The sequence below is a fragment of the Corynebacterium sp. MSK074 genome, assembly GCF_030229735.1.
In the GTDB taxonomy this organism is placed as follows: Bacteria; Actinomycetota; Actinomycetes; order Mycobacteriales; family Mycobacteriaceae; genus Corynebacterium.
Genome location: NZ_JASPIX010000003.1, coordinates 147,113 through 170,057, shown reverse-complemented (window position 1 = coordinate 170,057; position 22,945 = coordinate 147,113). Strand labels below are relative to the sequence as shown.

The window sequence follows — 22,945 nt, the reverse complement described above, 5'->3', positions numbered from 1 at the left end:
TTGAGTTATCTGCGCTGAAGGGCCTCGCGTGGTTACGGGGCCTTGTTGATCATCATGGCGGCCACGCGCTGCATGTGATCCCACATCATCTCGCGGTAGGCGGGTGGGATGGTTTCCTCGTCTATGTCCGCGAGGGAGTTGCCCATGAGCTCTAGCCACCGATCGTGGGCGGTGATATCGATGGGGTAGGGGGCGTGGCGCATGCGCAGGCGCGGGTGCCCTCGGTTTTCAGAAAATAGCTGCGGGCCGCCCCAGTATTGCGCCAAGAACCAGGTAAGGCGCTGTTCTGCGCCTTCCCAGTCGTTATCGGGGTACATCGGGCCAATGACATCGTCCTCTTTGACCTGGGAATAAAAGCCGTGGACGAGGCGCTCAAAGGTCTCCATGCCGCCGATGGCCTCATAAACAGAATCCATTTACTCGTCTTCTTCCTTGCGGGGATCGGCAATGCCGATGCCGTGCGGGTAGGGGGTGGTAATACCTTTAGTGTGCATGACATTGAGCACGCGGGACTGTAGGAAGCGCTGCACGTCCCACTGCTTGCCCGGCAAGGTCTTGGTCGAGACTCGGAAGGAAACATAATCCGGCTCAAAGCCGGACATGCCGTCCACGCGGGGCGTGCTGAGGATGAGCTTGCGTACCTTATCGTCCTGTGCGGCTTCTTTCACTGCGTTCTCAATGACTTCGCCGGCCACTTCTGGGTCATTAGAAAGGCCTACTGGAATCTGGATGCGGGCAACGGAGTACTCATCGGAGTGGTTGGCCACCTGGAGAATTTCACCGTTGCGCACGTACCACAGGGCACCATCGATATCGCGGACCGTGGTGATGCGCAGGGAGATGGACTCGACATCGCCAAAGACGCCATTGCCCAAATCAACCACGTCACCAATGCCGTACTGGTCCTCAATGAGCATGAAGATGCCAGAAAGGAAGTCCTTCACCAGCGCCTGTGCGCCAAAGCCGAGGGCGACACCGATGACACCGGCGGAGGCGATAAGCGGTGCTACGTTGACCTCTAACTCATCCAGGATGGCGATAACGGCCCACACCCAGACGAAGATGGCGGCGGCGGAACGGGCTACGCCGGCAAGTGTCTTGATGCGGGAGGCGCGCCGGGTCTCGCGGGTTTGGCGCATGGCCTCTTCTTGTTGGCTGAGCTCGGGGCGATTGGCGCGGCCCTTGAATTTCCCGCGCAGGCGCTGCTTATCTAGCCCGGAGGACTTGATGCTATTTTCGGCCACTTTGTTGATAACTCGGTGGAGGAGCCAGTGGGCGATAATGGCCAGGATAAGGATGATAGCGATGCGAATCGGGCGCTCGATAAGCCAGCTTTGTACCTTCTCGTCATTCCAAAAATTGGACACGGACTCGATGGCCGAGTCCGTGGTGGAAGCGGCGGATGCTAAGAATTGCGTATTCATCATTCTTTCTTAGTCGAGGACAAAATGAACTGCGCCCATTGTAAGGGCAGAGGCTGAAAGTGCGATGAGTCGTGGGTGTCTGAGAGTGTGAAAATAAATACCCATCTCTCGGTTGGAAATGAACAGCTTGGTCTAGACTGTGGTGCTATGACTGAACGCAGCACGCAGAACCTCGCTCAAGGCTTTACGTCCCGTTCCATCCATGGCGGCTATCACCCGGATCCGCACATGGGCTCTATTAACGTGCCCATTTATGCCTCAACCACGTTTGCACAAGACGGCTTGGCGCAGCTGCGCGGCGGATTCGAATACGGCCGCGTGGCCAATCCAACCGTGCGTTCGCTGGAGCGCACTCTAGCGGCGCTGGAAGGCGCGGAGTATGCACGCGTGTTTTCTTCCGGCATGGCCGCTGCCGATACCTTGATCCGCATCCTGGTGCGCCCAGGAGATCACGTCATTTTGGGTAATGATGCCTACGGTGGTTCTTACCGTCTGCTCAATGATTTCACCGAGTGGGGCGTGGAGATGTCCATCGTGAACACCAGCGATACCGCCGCGGTTGCGGCCGCGGTCCAAGAAAATACCAAGCTCATCTGGCTAGAAACGCCCACTAATCCGGCGCTAAATATCACCGATATTGCCGCGGTGGCCAAGATTAAGGGCAATGCGCAGGTACTGGTGGACAATACTTTTGCTACGCCCTACCTGCAGAACCCGCTGGAACTCGGAGCGGACCACGTGCTGCATTCGACCACCAAGTACCTGGGCGGGCATTCCGATGTGCTCGGTGGCGCAGTGGTTACTAATGACGCCCACGTGGACGAGCGCCTGCTCTACTTCCAGGGCAATGTGGGTGCGGTGAGCTCGCCTTTCGACGCCTACTTAACCGCCCGCGGTATTAAGACGCTGTCGGTGCGCATGGACCGCCACTGCGCGAATGCGCAGCGAGTAGCGGAATTCTTGCAGGCGCGACCCGAGGTCAAGCAGGTGCTCTACCCGGGGCTCAAGGAGCACCCAGGGCATGAACTGGCGGCACAGCAGATGCGTGGCTTCGGTGGCATGATGTCCGTGCGCTTCCACAGCGCGGAGCATGCCAAGCAGATCTGCCTCAATACGCGGCTTATCTGCCTGGCAGAATCGCTGGGCGGAGTGGAATCGCTCATCGAGCATCCAAAGAATATGACGCACGTATCCGCGGAAGGGTCCGAGCTGGTGCCGCCGGAGGATCTGGTGCGCATCTCCATCGGTATCGAGGACATCGATGACCTGCTCGCGGACTTGGAGCAGGCCCTCGACGCGCTATAGGCCGCGGCACTGGGCCCATAGCGCAAGTGCGGTGGCTAGGAGCGCACCACGGCAAGGAGTGAACCGGCGGCCTTGTCGGTTTCCTGCAGCATGAGCGGGTCCGTGCCCGGCATGGGGGAAATGGTGGTGTCCGGCCACTGGGAATAGGTGGGGATGCCCACGATGTGCAGGCGTGCATCCAACTCGCCGTCCGGGTGAACGGTGCGGCGTGTGACCCCATCCGTTTCCGGCGAACCGGTGGGCTGGCCGTGATCGGGGAAGGGGCGCACGCGGGCGGAATCCACCAAGCAGCGCGTCATGGCATCGCCGGCGGTGCGGATATCGGGGCGGTGCATAAAGGCGTCGACAAGCGTGGGCGCCGAAGCCGAGCGCGGGCCGGAGGTCAAGGTGAAGTGATCGGCCTCGATGGACACGGTGGGGTGATCGCCTAGGAAGTGGGCCAGGCCGGCGTCGACAAGCGCGAGCAACTGGCGCACGCGGAAGAGCGGCGGGCCGGAGCCGATCATCTGGCCAAAGGACATGACCTGGCCGTAGCGGCCGGTGCGGGACTCGCGGGTGTAGCGGCCCTCTGCGCCGAGGATGGAGGCCGGCTTGCGCGATTGCGAAAGCGACCACAGCGCGGCCTTGATGGGGGAGTCGTGGCCGGCGGCGGCCTCCCGAATATCGCCTTCCATGGACTGGGCAATGTGCTCAGTGAGCTCAGCGATGTCCCCGGTAAACCCGGCAATCTGGTACATGAGATCGTTCATGTCCCATGGCTCGGTGACCATGGGCGCAATGGCCTCGCCCAGCTCATCGGGGGCGGTGGCATCGATGACCTCGAGGATTTCCGCGCGTGGGCGCAGGAGGGAATCCGGGCGCACGCGCTCCAAGGTGGTGATATAGGCCTCGTAGCTATCGCGCGCGATGGCAGGCCAAACCTGGGAGTCAAAGTCGATGTCCTGGGTGCCGCTGAGCTCCGCAATGACCTCCTGCAGGCGGCGGCGCGGCATGGTCGGCGGCAGCTCGCCGTACTCGGACTTGGGGTGGTAGGGGTAGCCGCGGCCGGAGGAAATGATGAAGTTGGGCTCCTGGCCGCAAGGCTCATAGCGCAGGCCGGAGCGCGCAGAAGGATCCTCCACGAACCTGCCGCCGCGCTCGATGGTGGTCAGCGCCATGATGTCATAAAAACCCATGCCCAGACCGCGCACCAGCACGTCCTCGCCGCCCGGAATGGAGGCGTAGTCCTGCTCTACCGGGTTATTGGGGGCGATCCAGTTCAAACCGGAAGCGGCCAACTGCTCTTCTTGCTCGTTGTATTCCGGAACCATCCAGCCATAGGCCAGCACCGTGGCATCGGCGCGCACCTCGGAGCCATCGGCCAGATGGAGGACGTCTTGGCGACCGTCCTCAGTGATGGTCTCCAACCTGCTGAAGTGATTCACGGTGGAAATGCTCTTGGGCAGCCGCGCAATGACCACGTCATAGACCCAGCGCAGGTATTCGCCATATAGTGCGCGTGAAGGGTTGGATTCGGGGCGGGTAGCCGCGAGTTCCTCGCGGTAGTCCTGGGCAATATGTGCGGCCGGAGGGTGCTGCTCAAAAAGCTCGCGCTTGGCGGCGGAGATATTCTCGCCATCGCCGCGCAACAGCTGAATCCACTCGTATTGAATGGGACCCTCGAGCACAGGGGCATCAACGGTGGAGCCGGGCTCGGTAAAGAGGGTGACCGCGCCGGCGCGAGTATTCATGCACAGGGTCTTGGTTTGGTCCGTTTCCCAGATGCGGCCGGCGCCATGTTGGGCGTCATCAATGAGGTGGACGGTAATGGGGTCGCTGGAATCGTCCATGCGGGCAGAGAGGCGTTCCAAGATAGAAATGCCGCGCGGGCCCATGCCGACGATCGCGATTGCTGGAGTAGACATACCTCCTATCGTGCCACATTCAGGCCCTTTCAGGATCATTGGACCTGGCAGTAAGAACAAAATAGACTAGGTAGTATACCGAGGTCCTGTTGTGTCGCCGTTTTGGCAGGTAATACGGTAGACCGCCCAGTCTTGTATTTTGAGGTATGGGTGTGGTCTAATGGGCGAGTACTACTTAAGACTTAAAGGAACTCGAGCTTTTATGAAGCAACTTTCTCGGCTCCTGCGGCCCGTGGCCGCGGTCCTGGCCAGCGGCGCGCTAGCTCTCTCGCTTACCTCGTGCGCCTCTACTTCCCACGCCGCGGAAGATGGCATGGTCACCTATGTCGAGCCCAATATGTTCAACAACCTCTATCCACCCTCCGGCGGCTATTACCCCAACGGTGGTGTGCTCAATAACATCACGGACCGCCTGCTCTGGCAGGACCCGGATACCCTCGAGCTGCACCCGTGGATTGCGGAGGAGATGCCCAAGGCAAACAAGGACAACACCGAATTCACCTTCAAGATTCGCAAGGGCGTGACCTACTCTGATGGCTCCCGCCTAGATGCCGCGAACGTGAAGAAGAACTATGACCTTTATGCCCTAGGCGACGAAGATCGCATGCTCACTCCATCGGAGCAGCTGCCCAACTATGAAAAGTCCGAGGTCATCGATGACTACACGGTGAAGTTCTACTTCAGCGAGCCTTCCCCAGGCTTCCCGCAGTCCACCTCCGTGATGAACCAGGGCCTGCTTTCTAATGACACCCTGGATTTGGATGACACCGGCTTCGCGCCGGGCAACGCCACCGCGATTTCCGGTTCTGGTCCCTTCGTCATTGAGGAAGAAGAGCTGGGCACCAAGCTGGTGCTCAAGAAGCGCGAGGATTATGACTGGGCGCCTCCGGCCCGCAAGGACCACCAGGGCCCGGCCGATATTGAGGGCATCAATATCGTGCTCGCGGCCGAAGACTCCGTGCGCGTGGGCTCGCTTGTAGCCGGCCAGTCCGATGTCGCGCGCCAGATCGAAGCTCCCGATGAGAAACACCTGAAGGATCAAAACCTGCAGATTTTCGCCGCCCCTACCCGTGGCGTGAACAATAGCTTCCACTTCCACTTCCGCCATCCACTCTTGGAAGACAAGCGAGTGCGCCAGGCCATCATCCACGCCATTGACCGCGACAACATCCTGGACACTCTCTTTTCTGATTCCTACCCCAAGGGCACATCGATTCTGGCCAAGACGGCTATTGGCTATAAGGATCAGTCCGCGAACTATGCCTTCGATCCAGAAGAATCCAAGCGCCTGCTCGATGAGGCCGGCTGGCGCCCAGGTGAAGAGGGCATTCGCGAAAAGGACGGCAAGCGCCTGTCCGTGACCTTCAATGAAGCCGTCCCACAGCCGCGCTCTAAAGAGATGTTCACCAAGGCTCAGGAGATGCTCAAGAACGTCGGCATCGAGGCCAACCTCAACCCAGGCGACCGCTCTGCGCAGCAAAAGGCCATGAAGGACCAAGACACCGTGCAGGTACGCCACAACATGACCGGCCGTGCCAATGTGGACACCTTGGCCACGTGGCTGGATGGCACCGGGCGCAATTCTTTCCTCAACTATGACGAGAAGACCGATAGCTTTGGCGATGAGAAGCTGCAGAAACTGGTGGAGGACTACTTCAACCTCAGCAGTGAAAAGGATCGCCTCGCCATGACCGGCCGCATGCAGGACTATCTGTCCGAACAGGCCTATATCCTGCCCATGTTTGAAGAGCCGCAGGTCTATGGTTTCCAGCCCTATATCGAGGGCTTTAGCACCGAGGCCATTGGCCGTCCGTCGTTCTATGCGGTAGACATCAACCCCACAGAAGGGGAGGACTAAACCATGAGCCTGAAAACTATTGCCCTGCGCATCGGCCAAGCCGTGCTCGTCATCTGGGCAACCTTCACCCTTTCTTTCATCCTCCTAGCAGCACTGCCTGGTGACGCCGTCGCGACCCGCTATGACAACCCCAACTTGGGTCTCAACGCCGAGCAGCTGGCCGCCATCCGCGAGGTTTATGGTGCCGATGAGCCGATCTTAAGCCGCTACTTCAGCGCGCTCGGCGGATTCCTCACCGGTGATTTCGGCTTTTCCGTCGCCACCGGTACCGCCGTATCGGAGATGCTGGCAGATGCCCTTCCTTCCACGCTGGCGCTGGCGGTCTTCGCCTTCCTCGTAGGCGTGGTCCTGGCCTTCGTGGTGGCTATTGTCTCCACCTTTGGCCCCTTTTCTTGGCTGCGCAGTTTCTTCCGCAGCCTGCCTTCCGTGATGGTTTCCCTGCCCACCTTCTGGATCGGCATCATCTTGATTCAGATATTCTCCTTTGGCTTGGGCTGGGTGCCGGTCATCGGCGCAAGCGATGCCCAAAGTCTCATCCTGCCGGTCATTACCCTGGCCATCTTTGTGGCCGCGCCGCTGGCGCAGGTGCTGCTGCGCTCCATCGATGAGGTCATGGATATGTCCTTCGTGCAGGTAGTCCGCGCCAAGGGTGCTAGCGGCGCCTGGTTGTTGTGGCGCAACGTCCTGCGCAATGCGCTGCTGCCGGCGCTGACCATGGCCGGCCTTACCTTTGGTGAGCTCGTCGGCGGCTCCGTGGTGACGGAAGCGGTCTTCGCCCGCCACGGCATCGGTGCGCTCACCGTGGATGCGGTGGCTAACCGCGATACCTCGGTGCTGCTGGCCATTGTGGTGCTAGCCGCCGCCGTCTTTGTCCTTATCAATCTGCTTGTGGACCTGCTCTACCCAGTGCTTGACGTGCGCCTGCGCGAGCGCGGCACTACACCTGACAGCTCCGCCACCGCTGCCACCACCGCCGGTACCACCGCAACGAACGAGAAGAAGGTCCAAGCATGAAGCTTAAATCCACACAGCTGAAGCTCACCCCGGGCACCATCATCTCGCTGATTGTGCTGGGCCTGGCGGTGCTCTGCGCGCTGTTCCCCCAACTATTTACCTCCCAAGACCCTAACCAGGGTGGGGACACCACGGCGCTCTTGCAACCCAGCTTCCAGCACTGGTTCGGCACCGATGCCGTCGGCCGCGACCTCTATACCCGCGTAGTCTATGGCGCGCGCCAATCCCTACTAGGCGCGCTCCTGGCCATCCTTTTCGGCCTCATCGTCGGTACCATCTTGGGCATCATCGCCGGCGTGCGCCGCGGCTGGGTCGATGCCGTCATCATGCGCATCGTGGATGTGCTGCTGTCCATCCCCGGCCTGCTGCTCTCCCTGTCCGTCATCATCGTGCTGGGCCACGGCATCTTCAATGCCGCCATCGCCGTAGGTATCACCTCGGTGGCCACCTTTGCGCGCCTTGCACGCTCCCAGGTACTTAGTGTTGCCGGCTCCGATTTCGTCGAGGCCGCCTATGGCTCCGGCGGTTCTTCCTTCCAGGTGCTCGTGCGCCATATTCTTCCCAATTCACTCACTGCGGTCTTCGCTGTAGCAGCCCTGCAATTTGGCCTGGCCATTTTGCAGCTAGCCACCCTTGGCTTCCTGGGCTATGGCGCTCCGCCCCCAACCCCGGAATGGGGCTTGCTCATCTCTGAATCGCGCGATTACATCGCCACGGCCGGCTGGTTGACCATCGCCCCGGGCATTGTGATCGTCGCCGTGGTCCTCGCGGCTAATCACCTCAGCCAGACACTGCGAAAGGCGGCCTAATGTCCCTGCTTAGCATTAGTGATCTATCCATTACCTACCGCACCGCGCACGGTGAGGTAGAAGCGGTAAGCGGCATTGAGCTCGAGGTAAACCCTGGCGAAATGACCGCCATCGTTGGCGAGTCCGGTTCCGGCAAGTCCACCTCCGCCATGGCCGCCATTGGCCTGCTGCCAGACAATGCGTCGATCGTTTCTGGCACCATTACTTTCGACGGCCGCGACGTTACCCAGTATTCCCAAAAGCAATGGCGGGAGCTGCGCGGTCGCCGCATTGGACTTATTCCGCAGGATCCCAATAACTCGCTTAACCCTCTCAAGACCATCGGTGCCTCGGTGGAGGAGGGCATGGCCATCCACGGGCAAGGCGATAAGGCCTCCCGGAAGAAGCGTGCACTGGAGCTTTTGGAGCGCGTGGGCATTGAAGATCCGCAGCGCCGCTATGACCAGTACCCGCATGAGCTATCCGGCGGCATGAAGCAACGCGTGCTCATTGCCGCGGCCGTGGCATTGGAGCCGGAGCTCATCATCGCCGATGAGCCTACCTCCGCGCTCGATGTCACCGTGCAGAAGATCATCCTGGACCTCCTGGATGAGATGCGCGAAGAGCTCACCATGGGCATCCTTTTCATTACCCATGATCTGGCCGTGGCGGGCGACCGTGCCAATAACATCGTGGTGATGGAAAAGGGCACCGTCCGCGAGTCGGGCGTTGCTGCCCGCGTACTCACCGATCCCCAGCATGCCTACTCCAAGCGCCTGCTTGCCGACGCCCCCTCGCTCACCGCCCCCACTTCCTCCCAGGCCGCAGCTCCTGTGCGGGCCGCGGCGCCCGCGCACCGCGAAACCTTGCTCGAGGTGGAAGGGCTGAGACAACGCTTCGGGGATTTCACCGCGGTGGAAGACATCAACTTTTCCGTGGCCCGCGGCACCACCCATGCATTGGTGGGGGAGTCTGGCTCCGGTAAGACAACCACCGGCCGAGCCATTTCCTTGTTGAGCACGCCCACCTCCGGCAGCATTCGCTTGGGCGGGGAAGAGATTAGCTCCGCCCGTGGCAAGCGCCGTCGCGAGCTGCGCCGTTCGATCCAGATGGTCTACCAAAATCCTTTTGGCTCGCTGGATCCGCGCTTGAGCATTGGCGATACCATCGCCGAACCGGTGCGCAATTTCACCGGCGCTTCCAAGCGGGATGCGCGTGCCAAAGCACGCGAGTTTCTTGATTTGGTGGCCTTGGATTCTTCCATGGCTTCCCGCCGTCCCCGCGAGCTCTCCGGCGGTCAGCGCCAGCGCGTGGCCATCGCCCGCGCCATGATCATTGAGCCCGATCTCGTGGTGCTCGATGAGGCCGTGTCCGCGCTCGACGTCACCGTGCAGGCGCAGATCCTGCGCTTGCTCGACGAGCTACAGCGCGAGCTGGAGCTTACCTATATCTTCATTTCCCACGATCTGGCGGTAGTCAACCAAATTTCCGATACCGTTTCCGTGCTCTCCCACGGCACGCAAGTGGAATCCGGACCTACCGCGCAGGTCTTTGCGCATCCGGAAACCGAGTACACGCGACAGCTAATTGACGCCATCCCAGGCTCCCGCTATCGTGCCGGAGACCTAAACTTGGGGCTATAACCGCGCCCCAGAAAGGTTGGACTGAGAATATGACCGACATTATTAATGAACTCTCCCACGCCAGCGCCGAGGTGCAACAGCTACGCCGTGCGCGCCACGATGCGCAGGACAATGCGCAACTGAGCTTTAGCGCTTTGCTCGAGCCAGCAGAACCAGGCGAGTTCTCCTATACGGAGCGCTATGCCGTGGCGGCTTTTACCGCTGCAATCCACCAGGCGAGCGAGGCTGCGGATTTCTACTTCGACTTGCTGGAAGATGAGGCCGACGAGGACCTTGTTGCCGCCGTGCGCGCCGCGAGCCAGCGCGGTGTGTCCACCGGCCCGTATCACCAGGGTGATTTCCTTATCTTCGGCGATACCGCCGCGGAAGCCGCGCTGGGCACGCGCCTAGCTGCGGCCTTCGATTGGGCGCACCTTCTGGCTTTCCACCCCAAGGATGCCTCCCCGCAGGCCATCGGGCACCTCGATGCCGCAGGATGGTCCGCCACGGAGATCGTCAGCCTGTCCCAGCTGGTGGCATTTTTGGCCTTCCAGCTGCGCGTGGTCCACGGCCTGCGCGTACTTTCTGGCGAGGATTCCGCGTCTCACCCCGCAGCCGAGCGCGCCGGCGGCGTGGCCGATCCGGGCTGGGAGGTAACCGCGACTACGTTGCAGCCCGATACCGTGCTGCCGGACCACTTTGTCAACCACTCTCTGGGCTGGAAGCCTTGGGTAGAGGCGCTGGCGAAGGGGGATTTTACCGCGGTGCATACCGATGCCCTCATCAAGCCAGAGCGTATCGATTCCGAGTACTTCCGCTTGCTCGCCCGCGACCCTGCGGCCTTGAAGGCGCGCACGCTGACTGACCTGGACATTTTCTATAACACCGAAGGTGGGCTCTCCCGTGCGGACCGCGAGCTCGCCGCTACTGTGGCCTCGCGCTACAACGGCTGCGAGTACTGTGCCTCCGTGCACCAGGCGCGGTGCGTCCAGGAGGGTGGCGACCGTGAAATCGTAGACCGCCTCTTGGACGAGGGCATCGACGCCGACCTTGGCTCAAAGGAATGGGACCTTATCCGTCGCGCCGCCGTAGCACTGACGGAAACCCCCTTCGCCTTCGATGCGGCACTATGCGCGGACCTGCGTGGGGCGGGATTCGATGAGCAGTCCATCTTGGACCTTATCTACGCTTCCTCCTTCTTCAACTGGGCTAATCGCTTGATGCTCACCCTGGGCCAGCCGGACGTGCCTAAGCGCTTCCGTTAATCGGCTACCGCCGGTGACTGCTCCGGTGCGGCGCTGAAGGCGAAGGATCCCTATGATGGGGCGGCATGACTGATACAAAGAATGCCACCGCACCAGCACACGCGGAGAGCGAAACCCCGCAGAAGGTCGCCGTTGTCACCGGCGCTACCGGCGGCATGGGCCGCGAAATCATCGCTGACCTGGCCGGTGATTACCATGTGTACGCACTGGGGCGTAGCGCGGCGGATCTGCCCGAATCGGACTCCATTACGCCGGTAGTCATCGACCTCGTCGCCGGCCTCGATGAAGGCATGAAACTGCCGGAGCTGGACCGCGTGGACGTGCTCGTCCACGCTGCTGCACGAGCTACCAAGTACTCCGTGGAGGAAGCCACGCCGGAAAATTGGCGTGCGCACATGGACCTCAACGTGCATGCCCCTGCAGAACTGACCCGCGCCTTGCTGCCGCAGCTGCGCAAAGCGGAAGGCACCGTGGTCTTTATTAACTCTGGCGCTGGACGCCACAGCTACGGCGATAACGTCATCTACGCGGCGACCAAGCACGCGTTGTATGCACTCGCCGATGGACTGCGCATCTCTGAGCCGGGAATCCGCGTATCCACCGTGGCTCCAGGGCCTACCGATACCCCGATGCTTAAGGGGTTGCAGGATTATGATCCCTCCCAGGTTATTGCCCCGGCTGAGGTGGCTCGTGCCATTCGTACCGTGGTAGAGGCAGGCCCCACCACTCAGCTGACGGAAATCCAGGTCAGGCCGCGAATCGAGTTACATCTGCGCAAGTAGGAACGCAAGTAGTGGTAATGGACATCACACATTAATGGGTTTGGTTTCCAGGGGTGTCCATTACACTCGGGGGCTGTGAATTCCCAAAGCCGAAAGCGGCCCGCCTATCTCCGTATCTCGGATGCCCTACGCGATAAGATCGAACGCAATGAATTAGAACCCGGTCAGCGTTTTCCTACCGAACGCGAATTGGTCCGGGAATTTCATGTTGCGCGCATGACCGTGCGCCATGCTTTAGACATATTGGAGGTAGAAGGCCTCATTGACCGCCGCCGCGGGCGCAGTGGTGGCACCTACGTGCGCACGGTTCCCCCTACACTGAGCCTGACCAACAAGGACAATATCGTCACCCAGCTGCGCGAGCGCGGGCACGACACCGCCGTACGCGTGGTCTCCGTTAACAAAGCCCACGTGCCCAAGCATGTGGCAGCGGTACTGGGTGTTAGCGATTCCACCTTTGCGTGGGATATCAAGCGCCTCTATACAGTCGATGGCAAGCCCGTCATCCTTTCGCGCTACACCATCCCGGTAGATATGGCTCCCGATCTCAATCAGCACGATCTGCGTGAGCCCATCATGGAAATCCTGGCTGGCTACAACCTCAAGCCCGTCTTTAAGCGCGAGAGCATGCGCGCCGCTACCGCTCGCACCGAAGAGCAGAAACTTTTGCACGTGAGCCGGTCACACCCGCTGCTTCGGTTCGTGCGGCTGTTAAAGACTAAATCGGGCGCGGTCTTTGCCTATATTGAAGAGTCGCTGCGCTCTGATATCGCCAACGTCGAGGTGGTCCTGGGTGAGGATCCCGCGCCGCAACCCCTACCGGGCCAGGGCAACGGCGCGGGAAAGCCGGCTTAGCTAGCGTCTACCTGGCGGTTGCGCAGCGCGCGGGACACGCGGTCACGCTGCTCGGTGACCGTGCGGCGCAGACCACCCGGCAGCTCCTTCTTCAAGAAGGCATCGGCGCGGTCCAGGCCCTTGTGCGTGATATCCCAGGAAGGGAAGAGACCCGTCACGGTGGTCAGCGCCACCTCGGAGGACTGGGAAGACCATACCTTTTCTGCGATGTCGAAGAACTCCGCGGTGGGCAGGAATTCATCGCTATGCGGGTAGAGCAGGCCTTCCAGCTTGGAGGTGAGCTCGCGGTTGGTGAGATTTCCCGCCACGATTTCTTCCCATACCGCGCGCTTGTTCTCGGCGGTTGCCACGGCTGCGCGGGCACGCAGGGAAGAGTAATAGCCGGTGGCGGAGTTATCGCGCTCGAGTTGCGCATCCGCGGCGGCCGGGACGTCTTCTACCGCGCCATCGGCGGCAAGTGCCGCCAGTGCGGACCAGCGCAGTCCCGCGTCCTCAGAGGACTCGAGTACGCCGCGCAGATAGTCGCGCGCGCTATCGTGCAGGCGAACCTTCGCCAATGCTTGAGTGCAGATGATGGAGCGCTGGGCATCGGGGCTGTGGGCGCCGTCGAGGAGGGCGTCGGCAAGCAGGGTGCTCTGGGCGGCCCAGTGCGGATCGGCATAGTTTTTCAGCGCGCTAGACGCCTGCAAGACAATACGTTCGAGGACGGCGAGCTCCGTCTCCGCCTGCATGCCGCGGGCAACCAGTTGGATGAAATCGCGGGCGCGCATAGTACCGGCGCGGGTCATCTCCCACGCGGTAGACCAGCACAGGGTACGGGCCATGGGATCGGCGAACTTATCAATATTGTCCAGCAGGAATTGCAGGGAACCCGCGTCCAGCTCGATGAGGCAATAGGTCAGGTCATCGTCGTTGGGTAGGAGGAAGTCAATGTCTCCCAACTGGCGGCCGATGAGCTCTGGAATCTCGGTGGAAGCGCCATCAATATCCATCTCGATGCGATCGGTGCGCACCACCTTGCCATCCTGCAGGTTATACAGGCCTACCGCCACGCGGTGGGTGCGCAGGGTATCGCCGGCCTGGGTGAGGTAAGCATGGGTAATCGTGCCAGACTCATCCGCATTGAGCGCCACGCTGAGCGTATTGATGCCGGAGGTCTTGAGCCACTGTTGCGCCCAGAAGGAAAGGTCGCGGCCGGAGGCCTCTTCTAGGTGGCGCAGCAGATCATCAAAGGTGGCATTGCCCCATGCATGGGCGGCGAAGTGGCGGCGCACACCGGCGAGGAAGTTGTCGCGGCCGACATAAGCCTGCAGCTGCTTGAGCACCGAAGCGCCCTTGGCATAGGTGATGCCATCGAAGTTTTGCTCCACCGTTTCGATATCGCTGGCGTCGGTGGAAATCGGGTGGGTGGTCGGCAGCTGATCCTGCTGATAGGCCCAGGATTTTTCCACATTGGCAAAGGTCACCCACGCGGTATCGTATTCGGTTTCCTCCGCCTGGGAGATGGCGGCGGACCAGGTGGCGAAGGACTCATTGAGCCACAAATCGTCCCACCACTGCATGGTGACCAAGTCACCGAACCACATATGGGCCAACTCGTGTAGGACGGTATCGGCGCGGCGCTCGTACTTGTAGTGCGTGGCCTGGGAAGTAAAGACGTACTCATCGCGGATGGTAACGCAGCCGGCATTCTCCATCGCGCCGGCGTTGAACTCCGGCACGAAGATCTGGTCATACTTGCCAAAGGGGTAGGGGAAACCGAAGTTGCGGTGGTAGAAATCAAAGCCCTGCTTGGTCTCGGTAAATAGGCGCTCGGCATCCAGTGCGTGGGCGAGCGAAGCGCGGCAGTAGATGCCGAGTGGCACCTCGAGTTTTTGGGCCGGCTTGCCCTCTGGGTGCGCGGTTAGCTCGCCGTGCCAGGTATCGGTGACCTCGTGGTACGGACCGGCGCACAGGGCTACCAGGTAGGTGGACAATGGATAGTCAATAGCCGTGCTGGCTACATCGCCTTCCCAGTTCACCGGGCCATTGCTAATGATGGTCCACTCTTCGGGCGCCTTGAAATGCAGCGCGTAGGTGGCCTTCATATCCGGCTGGTCAAAGCAGGCGAAGACTCGCTTGGCATCGGCGGTTTCAAACTGGGTATAAAGGTAGACCTTGTCATCGGCGGGGTCCACAAAGCGGTGCAGGCCCTCGCCGGTGCGGGAATACGGGATCGTAGCGGTGACTTCTAGCGTGTAATCGGCTACCTGGAGGCCAGACAGGGGAATGCCGTAGGTGGGGTTATAGGAATCAGTGGGCAGCGGGTTGCCGTTGAGGCGTACCTCCTGGATTTCCTCGGCGCGCAGATCGATAAAGGTCGAGCCGATCTCTCGCGAGGTAAAGCTCACCTTCGTGGTGGACAGGAAGTGGGTGTCTGAATACTTGAGGTCTAAAGTGACATCGTAGTGGTCTACCTCGATCATTCGGGAGCGCTGGGCAGCTTCCTCGCGAGTCAGGTTTATAGAGGTCATAGCCTATATTCTCCTTCTAAGCTGAAAAATAGTTCTGCATCCACAGTAGTCGTGCACCTAGGCTGGTGGGGCAAACTTTTTCAATCAGAGGAGTATTTATGGCTGACGCAGTAAAGTTCTGGTTCGACGTATCCTGCCCCTTCGCTTGGGCTACCTCGCGCTGGATTAAGGAAGTGGAAAAGGTACGCGACATCGAGGTCGAGTTCGAGCCGATGTCCCTCTCCGTGCTCAATGACGGCCGCGATCTTGACTCCACCTACATGGACATGATGAAGGCTAACTGGGGTCCAGCCCGCGTCTTTGCCAAGGTCAAGGCCGAACGCCCTGAGAAGGTAGACGAGCTCTACACTGCGATGGGAACCCTGGTTCACGCCAAGGGCAATGGCGGGCGCACCGGCTTTGGCGCTTATGATGACATCATCGCTCAGGCCCTAGCGGAGGTGGACCTCCCAGCAGAGTTCGCCGAGGTAGCCAATACCGAGGATTATGACGAAAAGCTGCGCGAGTACCACCACAACGGCATTTCTTCTGTGGGCGATGAGGTGGGTACCCCGGTTATCAAGCTGGGTGATACCGCCTTCTTCGGCCCAGTCATTACCCGTATCCCTACCGGTGAAGAAGCAGGCGAGCTTTTCGACGCCTCCCTGCGCCTTGCCCAGTGCCCCTACTTCTTCGAGCTCAAGCGCTCCCGCACCGAGATGCCGCAGGTGGAGGAAAACTAAGCGGTCTTTTTACGTCGGCGCAGCTGAATTGCGGCGCCGACACACAGTGCGATGGTCAGTGGGGTCAAGATGAATGCCGGCAGACCTGCGATATTGATAGAGGGAAGTTCCATGCCGGCCCGAAAGTCGTCCCACGCGACTAGCGCCCAGGATGCCCACGAGGCTCCAGCGAGAAGCGCGATAATGCCGGCCGCAATCGCGCCCCCGTTGGCCCGCGGGTTCCCGCGCACCTTTTGTGCAATCCACCACACACCCAGGCCTAGGTGAGCCAAAGTGGCAAGAATGCTCGTGATAAGCGGGAGGAGGAAGCCTCCGGCGCCGGAAACCTGAACACCAAGCAGGATGATGCAGGCGAGAAGGCTCCCGCCGTAGAGCGCGAGGACCGGTTTGGTTATAGGCATGACTTTCCTCCTTTATAGCGATAGTGGTTGCCCGCGAGCTTATCAAGACAATGTAATACGAAACAGGGTGGGCGCTAAGCCTCCTCAAGGCGCGCCGGGCCGGTAGGATGTGGGCCATGCGCGTATATCTAGGAGCAGACCACGCAGGTTTCGAAACCAAGAACCTGATTGCTGAACACCTCACCAAGCAGGGCCACGAAGTCATTGACTGCGGAGCCCATACCTACGATGCCGAGGATGATTACCCGGCATTTTGCATCGAAGCGGCACAACGCACCGTCAATGACCCAGGCTCCCTGGGCATCGTGCTTGGCGGCTCCGGCAACGGCGAGCAGATTGCCGCCAATAAGGTCAAGGGTGCTCGTTGCGCACTGGCGTGGTCCGCAGAGACCGCCCGCCTTGCCCGCGAACACAACAATGCCCAGCTCATCGGCATCGGTGGTCGTATGCACACCGAGGAGCAGGCACTGGAAATCGTCGATGCTTTCCTGGACCAAGAATGGTCCCGCGCGGAGCGCCACCAGCGTCGCATTGACATCTTGGCGGAATACGAGCGCACCGGCATCGCTCCGGAGCTGCCGGAGGCCTAAGCCACGAGGAATAAACGCCGCGGACCAAAGCTGGTTCCGCGGCGTTTATTTGTGTGGTTCGGCCGGCTCGGCCGAGGCGCTAAGGCTTAAGCGTCATTCATGTCATTCGGGTGCGGACCGCCGCGCCCCTCTTCGCCCTCATCCAGGGCGGTGATGGCAGCCATCTCGTCCTCGGTGAGCTCGAAGCCAAAGACGTCGAAATTCTCCGCGATGCGCGATGGCGTGGCGGACTTGGGGAAGAGGATGACGCCATTCTGCAGGTGCCAGCGGATGACGACCTGCGCTGGGCTGACATCGTGCGCCGCAGCGGCGTCGGTGACCTCGGGCGCGTCCAAGATATCGCTCTTACCCTGGCCCAAAGGCCCCCATGCCTCGATAGCTACGGTGTGGGCGCGGAAAGCATCCAGCTCGCGCCACCGCTGCAGGTAAGGGTGAAGCTCAACCTGATTGACCGCCGGCTTGACGTCGGTTTTGAGCTCCAGCTGCTCCAAGTGTTCCAGCTCGAAGTTGGAGACGCCGATGGACTTTGCCTTGCCCTGCTTCTGCAGCTCAATGAGCTGCTGCCAGGCCTCGACGTAGGTTCCCTTCGCCGGGGTAGGCCAGTGGATGAGGTAGAGATCCACATACTCTAGGCCGAGCTTGTCCAAAGACTCATCGAGTGCTGCGGCGGCATCGGTCTGGCGGTCATTCCACAGCTTGGTGGTGACAAAAAGTTCCTCGCGAGGGATGCCGGAGTTGGCAATAGCCTTACCTACGCCTTCTTCATTGCCATAGATAGCGGCGGTATCGATATGGCGATAGCCCACCCGCAGGGCCTCGGCTACCAGCGCTTCGGTCTTGTCCGGGTCCATCTGGAATACGCCGAAGCCCAGCTGCGGGATGGTATTGCCGTCATTCAGGGTGATGTTAGGTACGCTCATGCGCCCCAGACTACCTATCTACTGCAGCGGGCCGAGCGTGATGAATTTATTCCACGTCTCCCACTCATCTTGCAGGCGGGCGCGCTCATGGGGTGGGGTAGCGGTGTCGTCGATAAGCGCGGCATCTATCATGCGCACGCCATTGTCAAAGAACAACGCGGCGTGCCCCGAGGCACCATGGCGCAGTACCGGAACCAAGTTCAACCCATCGAAGGACAGGCGCGCATTGGGCCGCACATCCAGCCCGGCAATGGCGGCGAGGGTGGGAGCCAAATCAATAGGGGAGACTAGTTCGTTATTCTCTCCGCTTTCCGCCACACCCGGCCACAGCACCGACATCGGAGCATTTCCACCTAGCAGGGAGCAGACAGCAATGACGCCTTCAACCTGGTCGAGTTCCTCCAGGCTGGGCTGTTCTAGGAGGCGGAAGACGTCTTCACCGGCCGGTTGCGTGTCTTCGCGGACCTCATAGCCCACCCCAGCAAAAACCTCGCTGATGCGCGTGGTGGCCTGGCGCTGCGGGTACTGGCCGGTCAGGGTGCCGCGGCGGGAGTCCGCATACGTTTCCGAAGGCACCCACGTGTTTTTAAACCGAACGCCGCGCAGTGCGGTCTCAGGCGCATGGTCAAAGGTCGCAAGAGTGATATCCATGGACTCAATTCTATGCTTGCCGACGCCCCCTTCGGCCAACTTTGCCCACACAAATCACCGCCGCGGTATTAATCGAGCTCTAGTCCCTCGATGCCGTGCACCGTCACGGTCTCTGAGAGCGGCGCGCGGCCCGGAGCCGTGTTAAAGACTGGGCTAGATTCATCGGCCGTACCAAAGGTAATGGCGGTGACCAGTTTGTAGTCCTCATCCACGCCGAGGAATTTACGTGCGGTTGGCGCAATCAGGGAAATCATGCCTTGCGGGATGCCGTGATAACCATGTGCCTCGAGGGAAAGCAGGAAGTTTTCGGTGTAGGTTCCCTGGTCAAAGGCGGCGCGGATGTGGTCGCCCATCGGCGGGATAAAAAGCAGTACCGCATGGGGTGCGCCAAAGAAGCGCAGGTTTTCGCGGATGAACTCTACGCGGCCTTCTTTATCTTCGCGCTTAATGCCAAGCAGCCCGTACATTTTGGCGGCCAGTTCTTGGGAACGCTGGGGGTGGATGCCCTCACCGTAATCGGTGGTGAAGTCTGGGCTAAGGCCGTTGGTATCGAATTCCTTAATCAGCGCAGCGCTGAGCTCCTTGAGCTTTTCCCCTCCCACCACGTGCACGTGCCACGGCTGGGTATTGGAGTTGGACGGTGCGGATTGAGCATCCTCCAAGACCTGCTTGATGTCTTCTACCGGCATGGGTTCCGGCAGGAACGCACGGGGAGAATGGCGGTTGCGGATAAATTCGGAATACTTATTGGTTGAAGTCATGCGCGCCACCCTACACATCGGCGTATGTGTCCGCCTTAAACCAAGCGTGGCCAGCGCGGGTGAGCGGGTCTGGGGTAGGTAAAACGAAAAAATCGCCCACCTGAAAGATGGGCGAAAAATGGAGGGAATGACGGGAATCGAACCCGCGTCTTCAGCTTGGAAGGCTGAGGTATTAGCCACTATACGACATTCCCACAGCGCGCTATTGAAACGCTGCGCCATACTTTAGCGCACGCGAGGGCAAAAATGAAAATAGGGAACTAGGGTGGCGCTTGAGCCGTTGTTATAAGAGGAATGGCCCTACCAATAGAAAGCGATGATCGTAGTGGAAATTTTGCTCCTTGTGCTGGCAGTGGGCGGAGGCGCGTGGTTTATGTCTTCGCGCAACTCCCAAAAACGCCGCGAGGAACGAGAAGCGCAGCAATTGGCCGATGCACAAGCTGACGCTCGCCGGTGGATTGAACGCCTAGGCGGACAGGTGATGCAGATTTCTGGCACAGACTCTGCCTCCCAGCAGGCGATGGCCGATGCGTCCGAGCGTTTCACGGCAGCTAACTCGGCGATTTCGCGCGCCACCACCGCAAAGCAGGCGAACCTAGCGCGTGAGTCCGCCTTGGAAGGCATGCACTATGTGAATGCTGCGCGCGAGATTATGGGCATGAACCCGGGCCCAGAGCTGCCACCACTCGAGGGGCAGCGCGCCGCCGGCAAGGTGACGGAAAAGCGCACCGTGGAAGCGAATGGCCAGCAGATCACTGCTTCGCCGTACGCCTCCGCGGACACCCCGAACTACTACCCAGGCGGAACCGTGGCCGGCCGTCCGGTTCCGGCAGGTTGGTATTCCCGTCCGTGGTGGGCTGATGCATTGCAGACCGGCGTGTGGATGGTTGGCTACTCCATGATGTTTAATGCCCTATTCTCCGGTATGTCTGGCATTGGCTATTCCGCGGCCGCTGCTGAAAGCGGCGACTGGGGTGGCGGTGATGGCATGGGCGATGCTGGCGACATGGGTGGTGACGCTGGCGATGCTGGCGGCGCCGGTGACATGGGCGGTGGCGATGACGGCGGCGGCCTGTTTGATGGCCTTGGCGATGGCGATGGTGGCGGATTCTTTGATGGAATGTTTGATTTCGATTTCTAGCCGCTAGGCTGTCAAAAGTGGCCTCTGTGCTGCGTTGATTCTATTAGGTGGGGGTCCGTTTAGGAGATTTAAAACGGACACGGTACACTGTCTCAGGTATGCAACGCAGCCAAGGCAACTTGGTGGCCTACATACGGGGCGTGGCGCAGTTTGGTAGCGCACCTGCTTTGGGAGCAGGGGGTCGCAGGTTCAAATCCTGTCGCCCCGACGTATGGGGGTCTGGAAATGCCCTAATAAGGATTTCCGGACCCCCTTTAAGTTTATGTACGTAAAACAATGAAGCCAGGGAGATTCACTCGTGAAGACCACCGTAGACAAGCTGAGCGATACCCGCGTTAAGCTCACCGTCAACGTTCCGTTTGCGGAGCTGGACCAGGAAATCGATCAAGCTTACGCGGCAATCGCGCAGCAGGTTTCTATTCCAGGTTTCCGTAAGGGCAAGGCACCGCGCCAGCTTATTGACGCTCGCTTCGGCCGCGGCCCCATCCTGGAGCAGGTTGTCAACGACATGCTGCCTTCCCGCTACGAGCAGGCAGTCAAGGAAAACGATCTGAAGGTCATCGGCCAGCCGGACGTTGACATTTCCAAGATCGAGGACAAGGACTTCGTGGAGTTCACCGCCGAGGTTGATATCCGCCCTGAGTTTGAGATTCCGGACTTCTCCAAGATCTCCGTTACCGTCCCAGCCCTGAAGGCTGACGAAGAGGACGTCGACAAGGCTCTGGAGGAGCTGGCAGAGCGCTTCGGTGAGCTCAAGGACACCAAGCGCAAGATGAAGACCGGCGACTACGCCATCATCGACATCACCGCTGAAATTGACGGCGAGAAGATTGAAGACGCTTCCACCGAGGGTCTGTCTTACCGCATCGGCGACGATGATCTCATCAAGGGTCTGGACACTGCCCTGCGCGGCATGAAGACCGGTGAGGATAACGAATTCACCTCCACCATCCAGTCCGGCGAGCACAAGGACGAAGAGGCCACCATCAAGGTCCACGTCCAGCAGTCCAAGGAGCGCAAGCTGCCGGCTATGGACGATGAGTTCGCTCAGATGGCTTCTGAGTTCGACACCATGGACGAGCTGCGTGAGTCCACCAAGACCCAGGTGGAGGAGACCAAGAAGGCTGAGCAGGCAGCACAGATCCGCGATGAGGTTCTGAAGTCCGCACTGTCCGAGGTTGAATTCGAGCTGCCGCAGTCCGTAGTGGACGAGCAGGCACACTCCCAGCTGCACCAGATCCTGGGCCAGCTGGCTCACGATGAGAAGGCACTGGCTCAGCTGCTTGAGGCACAGGGCACCTCCCGCGAAGAGTTTGATAAGCAGACTCGCGAGCAGGCAGAAGAGTCCGTACGCACCCAGCTGTTCCTCGACGCTGTAGCAGAGAAGGAAGAGCCGGAAGTTTCCCAGCAGGAGCTGACCGACCACATCCTGTTCACCGCTCAGTCCTACGGCATGGACCCGAACCAGTTCATCCAGCAGCTGCAGTCCAACGGCCAGATCGCAAACCTCTTCTCTGACGTGCGCCGTGGCAAGGCACTGGCTGCCGCTATCTGCCGCACCACCGTCAAGGATGAAGAGGGCAACGACGTAGACGTTGACCAGTACTTCGGTGAAATCGAAGAAGAGGACGCTGCAGAAGCTTCCGAGGAGAAGTAATCTCCCGCTTGTAACGCGCTGCTGCCACATGTGTGGTGGCGAGCGCGCATGAAACCCCGGATTCAGGTAACTCAAGGATGAGCCTGAATCCGGGGTTTGTGTCATTGTGAACGCCCTCTAGGAGTCTTTGAGTACTTCGAAGAGGGCGTGATGTGTGTTGGCTGGGGATACCGCTAGCCGTTCTTGGCTCTAAAGGCCTCGTCGGTCAACTGCAGGAAGCGCATAACGTAATCCTTGACAAAGTCTGCGGTACGTTGATTGAGATGTCCGGACTCTTCGAAAAGGGTGGGGGATTGGCCCAGAAATACTTCGGGCTGACCAGGGAGCGGCATGTCGAAGTAGGACAGAGCGAGGCGAAGGTTCTTCTGTGAACTGTAGCCGCCCATGCGGCCTACAGAGTGGCTAATGATACCTACGGGAAGGTTCTTCCACGCCACATCTGAGTTGGGTTTAGAACCGATGTCCACTGCGTTTTTGAGGCAGGCAGGGATAGTGCGGTTGTTCTCTGGCGTAATGAAGAGGATCCCGCTCGAGTTCTTGATGGTCTCGCGAAAGGTGGTGTACTCAGCCGGAGTGGGCTTGTCCGTGACGGCGGGGTCATCGTAGTCGAAGTCATAGAGCGGCAAGTCACGGATTTCCACGATGTTTGCCTCGTAGCCTTCAGGGATCATCGTGAGCACCTCGTGTGCAATCTTGCGTGCAAATGACTCTCGGCGCAGGCTGCCGACGATAACGCTGATACGTGGGGTGGTCATGGTAAACCTTCTTTCTT

21 protein-coding genes and 2 tRNA genes are annotated in these 22,945 nt (G+C 60.1%); 13 read left to right on the top strand and 10 right to left on the bottom strand.

Going from position 1 to position 22,945, the window contains the following annotated elements:
* Positions 1-32: 32 nt before the first annotated feature.
* Both QP965_RS04625 and QP965_RS04620 read right to left on the bottom strand, forming a co-directional pair.
* Positions 33-416 carry a globin gene (locus QP965_RS04625; RefSeq protein ID WP_150851439.1) on the bottom strand — a complete coding sequence of 128 codons (384 nt, stop codon included), beginning with the start codon at positions 414-416 and terminating at the stop codon, positions 33-35.
* The gene (locus tag QP965_RS04620) at positions 417-1,427 is read right to left on the bottom strand and encodes a mechanosensitive ion channel family protein (RefSeq protein WP_284844181.1); all 1,011 of its coding nucleotides are present in this window, start codon (positions 1,425-1,427) and stop codon (positions 417-419) included.
* 144 nt (positions 1,428-1,571) lie between these two features.
* Between QP965_RS04620 and QP965_RS04615 the strand changes: the two genes are divergently transcribed.
* Positions 1,572-2,729, top strand: coding sequence for a cystathionine gamma-synthase (locus QP965_RS04615; protein WP_005327269.1), 1,158 nt, complete (start codon positions 1,572-1,574; stop codon positions 2,727-2,729).
* Positions 2,730-2,764: 35 nt separating this feature from the next.
* Here QP965_RS04615 and QP965_RS04610 read toward each other — a convergent pair whose 3' ends face one another.
* Entirely contained in the window at positions 2,765-4,633 is a 1,869-nt protein-coding gene (locus QP965_RS04610; RefSeq protein ID WP_284844182.1) for an FAD/NAD(P)-binding protein, read from the bottom strand.
* A 202-nt stretch (positions 4,634-4,835) separates the two neighbouring features.
* Here QP965_RS04610 and QP965_RS04605 point away from each other — a divergent pair, with 202 nt between their 5' ends.
* The 7 genes from QP965_RS04605 to QP965_RS04575 all read left to right on the top strand — a co-directional run bounded on the left by QP965_RS04605 (position 4,836) and on the right by QP965_RS04575 (position 12,817).
* Entirely contained in the window at positions 4,836-6,491 is a 1,656-nt protein-coding gene (locus tag QP965_RS04605; RefSeq protein ID WP_284844183.1) for a TIGR04028 family ABC transporter substrate-binding protein, read from the top strand.
* 3 nt (positions 6,492-6,494) lie between these two features.
* A complete protein-coding gene (locus QP965_RS04600) occupies positions 6,495-7,505 on the top strand; it encodes an ABC transporter permease (RefSeq protein ID WP_284844184.1) in 1,011 nt (336 codons plus the stop codon).
* Positions 7,502-8,314 (top strand): ABC transporter permease, encoded by an 813-nt coding sequence (locus tag QP965_RS04595; protein ID WP_284844185.1) that lies wholly within the window; start codon positions 7,502-7,504, stop codon positions 8,312-8,314. The genes QP965_RS04600 and QP965_RS04595 overlap by 4 nt, the downstream gene beginning before the upstream one ends.
* Positions 8,314-9,936 carry a dipeptide ABC transporter ATP-binding protein gene (locus QP965_RS04590; RefSeq protein WP_284844186.1) on the top strand — a complete coding sequence of 541 codons (1,623 nt, stop codon included), beginning with the start codon at positions 8,314-8,316 and terminating at the stop codon, positions 9,934-9,936. Before QP965_RS04595 ends, QP965_RS04590 begins: the two co-directional genes overlap by 1 nt.
* A 29-nt stretch (positions 9,937-9,965) precedes the next feature.
* Entirely contained in the window at positions 9,966-11,180 is a 1,215-nt protein-coding gene (locus tag QP965_RS04585) for an alkylhydroperoxidase domain protein (RefSeq protein ID WP_284844187.1), read from the top strand.
* A 65-nt stretch (positions 11,181-11,245) separates the two neighbouring features.
* The gene (locus QP965_RS04580; protein WP_284844188.1) at positions 11,246-11,962 is read left to right on the top strand and encodes an SDR family oxidoreductase; all 717 of its coding nucleotides are present in this window, start codon (positions 11,246-11,248) and stop codon (positions 11,960-11,962) included.
* Positions 11,963-12,037: 75 nt separating this feature from the next.
* Positions 12,038-12,817, top strand: coding sequence for a GntR family transcriptional regulator (locus tag QP965_RS04575; RefSeq protein WP_284844189.1), 780 nt, complete (start codon positions 12,038-12,040; stop codon positions 12,815-12,817).
* Here QP965_RS04575 and pepN read toward each other — a convergent pair.
* The gene (pepN, locus tag QP965_RS04570; RefSeq protein ID WP_239278337.1) at positions 12,814-15,330 is read right to left on the bottom strand and encodes an aminopeptidase N; all 2,517 of its coding nucleotides are present in this window, start codon (positions 15,328-15,330) and stop codon (positions 12,814-12,816) included. The genes QP965_RS04575 and pepN overlap by 4 nt on opposite strands.
* Before the next feature lie 98 nt (positions 15,331-15,428).
* On the opposite strand from pepN, the gene QP965_RS04565 reads away from it, so the two are divergent.
* Positions 15,429-16,052, top strand: coding sequence for a mycothiol-dependent nitroreductase Rv2466c family protein (locus QP965_RS04565; protein WP_284844190.1), 624 nt, complete (start codon positions 15,429-15,431; stop codon positions 16,050-16,052).
* On the opposite strand, the gene QP965_RS04560 is transcribed toward QP965_RS04565, so the two are convergent.
* Entirely contained in the window at positions 16,049-16,453 is a 405-nt protein-coding gene (locus QP965_RS04560; RefSeq protein ID WP_225746538.1) for an MFS transporter, read from the bottom strand. The two genes, QP965_RS04565 and QP965_RS04560, sit on opposite strands and share 4 nt — an antisense overlap.
* Positions 16,454-16,569: 116 nt before the next feature.
* On the opposite strand from QP965_RS04560, the gene QP965_RS04555 reads away from it, so the two are divergent.
* Entirely contained in the window at positions 16,570-17,043 is a 474-nt protein-coding gene (locus QP965_RS04555; protein WP_005327249.1) for a ribose-5-phosphate isomerase, read from the top strand.
* Positions 17,044-17,129: 86 nt separating this feature from the next.
* On the opposite strand, the gene QP965_RS04550 is transcribed toward QP965_RS04555, so the two are convergent.
* The 4 genes from QP965_RS04550 to QP965_RS04535 form a co-directional block, all read right to left on the bottom strand.
* Positions 17,130-17,963: an aldo/keto reductase gene (locus QP965_RS04550; protein ID WP_284844191.1), complete on the bottom strand. Its 834-nt coding sequence runs from the start codon at positions 17,961-17,963 to the stop codon at positions 17,130-17,132.
* Between the two features lie 18 nt (positions 17,964-17,981).
* Positions 17,982-18,614 carry a hypothetical protein gene (locus tag QP965_RS04545; RefSeq protein WP_239278334.1) on the bottom strand — a complete coding sequence of 211 codons (633 nt, stop codon included), beginning with the start codon at positions 18,612-18,614 and terminating at the stop codon, positions 17,982-17,984.
* Between the two features lie 68 nt (positions 18,615-18,682).
* A complete protein-coding gene (locus QP965_RS04540; RefSeq protein WP_284844192.1) occupies positions 18,683-19,375 on the bottom strand; it encodes a nitroreductase in 693 nt (230 codons plus the stop codon).
* Between the two features lie 119 nt (positions 19,376-19,494).
* Positions 19,495-19,569: transfer RNA gene (locus QP965_RS04535), tRNA-Gly, on the bottom strand.
* Positions 19,570-19,691: 122 nt separating this feature from the next.
* On the opposite strand from QP965_RS04535, the gene QP965_RS04530 reads away from it, so the two are divergent.
* From QP965_RS04530 to tig, 3 genes are all read left to right on the top strand, one after another.
* Positions 19,692-20,516: a DUF1542 domain-containing protein gene (locus QP965_RS04530; protein WP_284844193.1), complete on the top strand. Its 825-nt coding sequence runs from the start codon at positions 19,692-19,694 to the stop codon at positions 20,514-20,516.
* 134 nt (positions 20,517-20,650) lie between these two features.
* Positions 20,651-20,724, top strand: a tRNA-Pro gene (locus QP965_RS04525).
* Positions 20,725-20,814: 90 nt separating this feature from the next.
* Positions 20,815-22,173: a trigger factor gene (gene tig / locus QP965_RS04520; RefSeq protein WP_005324044.1), complete on the top strand. Its 1,359-nt coding sequence runs from the start codon at positions 20,815-20,817 to the stop codon at positions 22,171-22,173.
* Between the two features lie 173 nt (positions 22,174-22,346).
* Here tig and QP965_RS04515 read toward each other — a convergent pair whose 3' ends face one another.
* Positions 22,347-22,928 (bottom strand): NADPH-dependent FMN reductase, encoded by a 582-nt coding sequence (locus tag QP965_RS04515; RefSeq protein ID WP_239204981.1) that lies wholly within the window; start codon positions 22,926-22,928, stop codon positions 22,347-22,349.
* Between the last annotated feature and the right edge of the window lie 17 nt (positions 22,929-22,945).

What these genes read in the sequence shown, in the direction of transcription:
- QP965_RS04590 (WP_284844186.1), top strand. Translation starts at nt 8,314, where the DNA reads ATGTCCCTGCTTAGCATTAGTGATCTATCCATTACCTACCGCACCGCG.
- QP965_RS04615 (WP_005327269.1), top strand. Translation starts at nt 1,572, where the DNA reads ATGACTGAACGCAGCACGCAGAACCTCGCTCAAGGCTTTACGTCCCGT.
- QP965_RS04605 (WP_284844183.1), top strand. Translation starts at nt 4,836, where the DNA reads ATGAAGCAACTTTCTCGGCTCCTGCGGCCCGTGGCCGCGGTCCTGGCC.
- QP965_RS04550 (WP_284844191.1), bottom strand. Translation starts at nt 17,963, where the DNA reads ATGAGCGTACCTAACATCACCCTGAATGACGGCAATACCATCCCGCAG.
- QP965_RS04530 (WP_284844193.1), top strand. Translation starts at nt 19,692, where the DNA reads ATGATCGTAGTGGAAATTTTGCTCCTTGTGCTGGCAGTGGGCGGAGGC.
- QP965_RS04585 (WP_284844187.1), top strand. Translation starts at nt 9,966, where the DNA reads ATGACCGACATTATTAATGAACTCTCCCACGCCAGCGCCGAGGTGCAA.
- QP965_RS04515 (WP_239204981.1), bottom strand. Translation starts at nt 22,928, where the DNA reads ATGACCACCCCACGTATCAGCGTTATCGTCGGCAGCCTGCGCCGAGAG.
- pepN (WP_239278337.1), bottom strand. Translation starts at nt 15,330, where the DNA reads ATGACCTCTATAAACCTGACTCGCGAGGAAGCTGCCCAGCGCTCCCGA.
- QP965_RS04600 (WP_284844184.1), top strand. Translation starts at nt 6,495, where the DNA reads ATGAGCCTGAAAACTATTGCCCTGCGCATCGGCCAAGCCGTGCTCGTC.
- QP965_RS04625 (WP_150851439.1), bottom strand. Translation starts at nt 416, where the DNA reads ATGGATTCTGTTTATGAGGCCATCGGCGGCATGGAGACCTTTGAGCGC.
- QP965_RS04540 (WP_284844192.1), bottom strand. Translation starts at nt 19,375, where the DNA reads ATGACTTCAACCAATAAGTATTCCGAATTTATCCGCAACCGCCATTCT.
- QP965_RS04555 (WP_005327249.1), top strand. Translation starts at nt 16,570, where the DNA reads ATGCGCGTATATCTAGGAGCAGACCACGCAGGTTTCGAAACCAAGAAC.
- QP965_RS04595 (WP_284844185.1), top strand. Translation starts at nt 7,502, where the DNA reads ATGAAGCTTAAATCCACACAGCTGAAGCTCACCCCGGGCACCATCATC.
- QP965_RS04560 (WP_225746538.1), bottom strand. Translation starts at nt 16,453, where the DNA reads ATGCCTATAACCAAACCGGTCCTCGCGCTCTACGGCGGGAGCCTTCTC.
- QP965_RS04565 (WP_284844190.1), top strand. Translation starts at nt 15,429, where the DNA reads ATGGCTGACGCAGTAAAGTTCTGGTTCGACGTATCCTGCCCCTTCGCT.
- QP965_RS04545 (WP_239278334.1), bottom strand. Translation starts at nt 18,614, where the DNA reads ATGGATATCACTCTTGCGACCTTTGACCATGCGCCTGAGACCGCACTG.
- QP965_RS04620 (WP_284844181.1), bottom strand. Translation starts at nt 1,427, where the DNA reads ATGATGAATACGCAATTCTTAGCATCCGCCGCTTCCACCACGGACTCG.
- QP965_RS04610 (WP_284844182.1), bottom strand. Translation starts at nt 4,633, where the DNA reads ATGTCTACTCCAGCAATCGCGATCGTCGGCATGGGCCCGCGCGGCATT.
- QP965_RS04580 (WP_284844188.1), top strand. Translation starts at nt 11,246, where the DNA reads ATGACTGATACAAAGAATGCCACCGCACCAGCACACGCGGAGAGCGAA.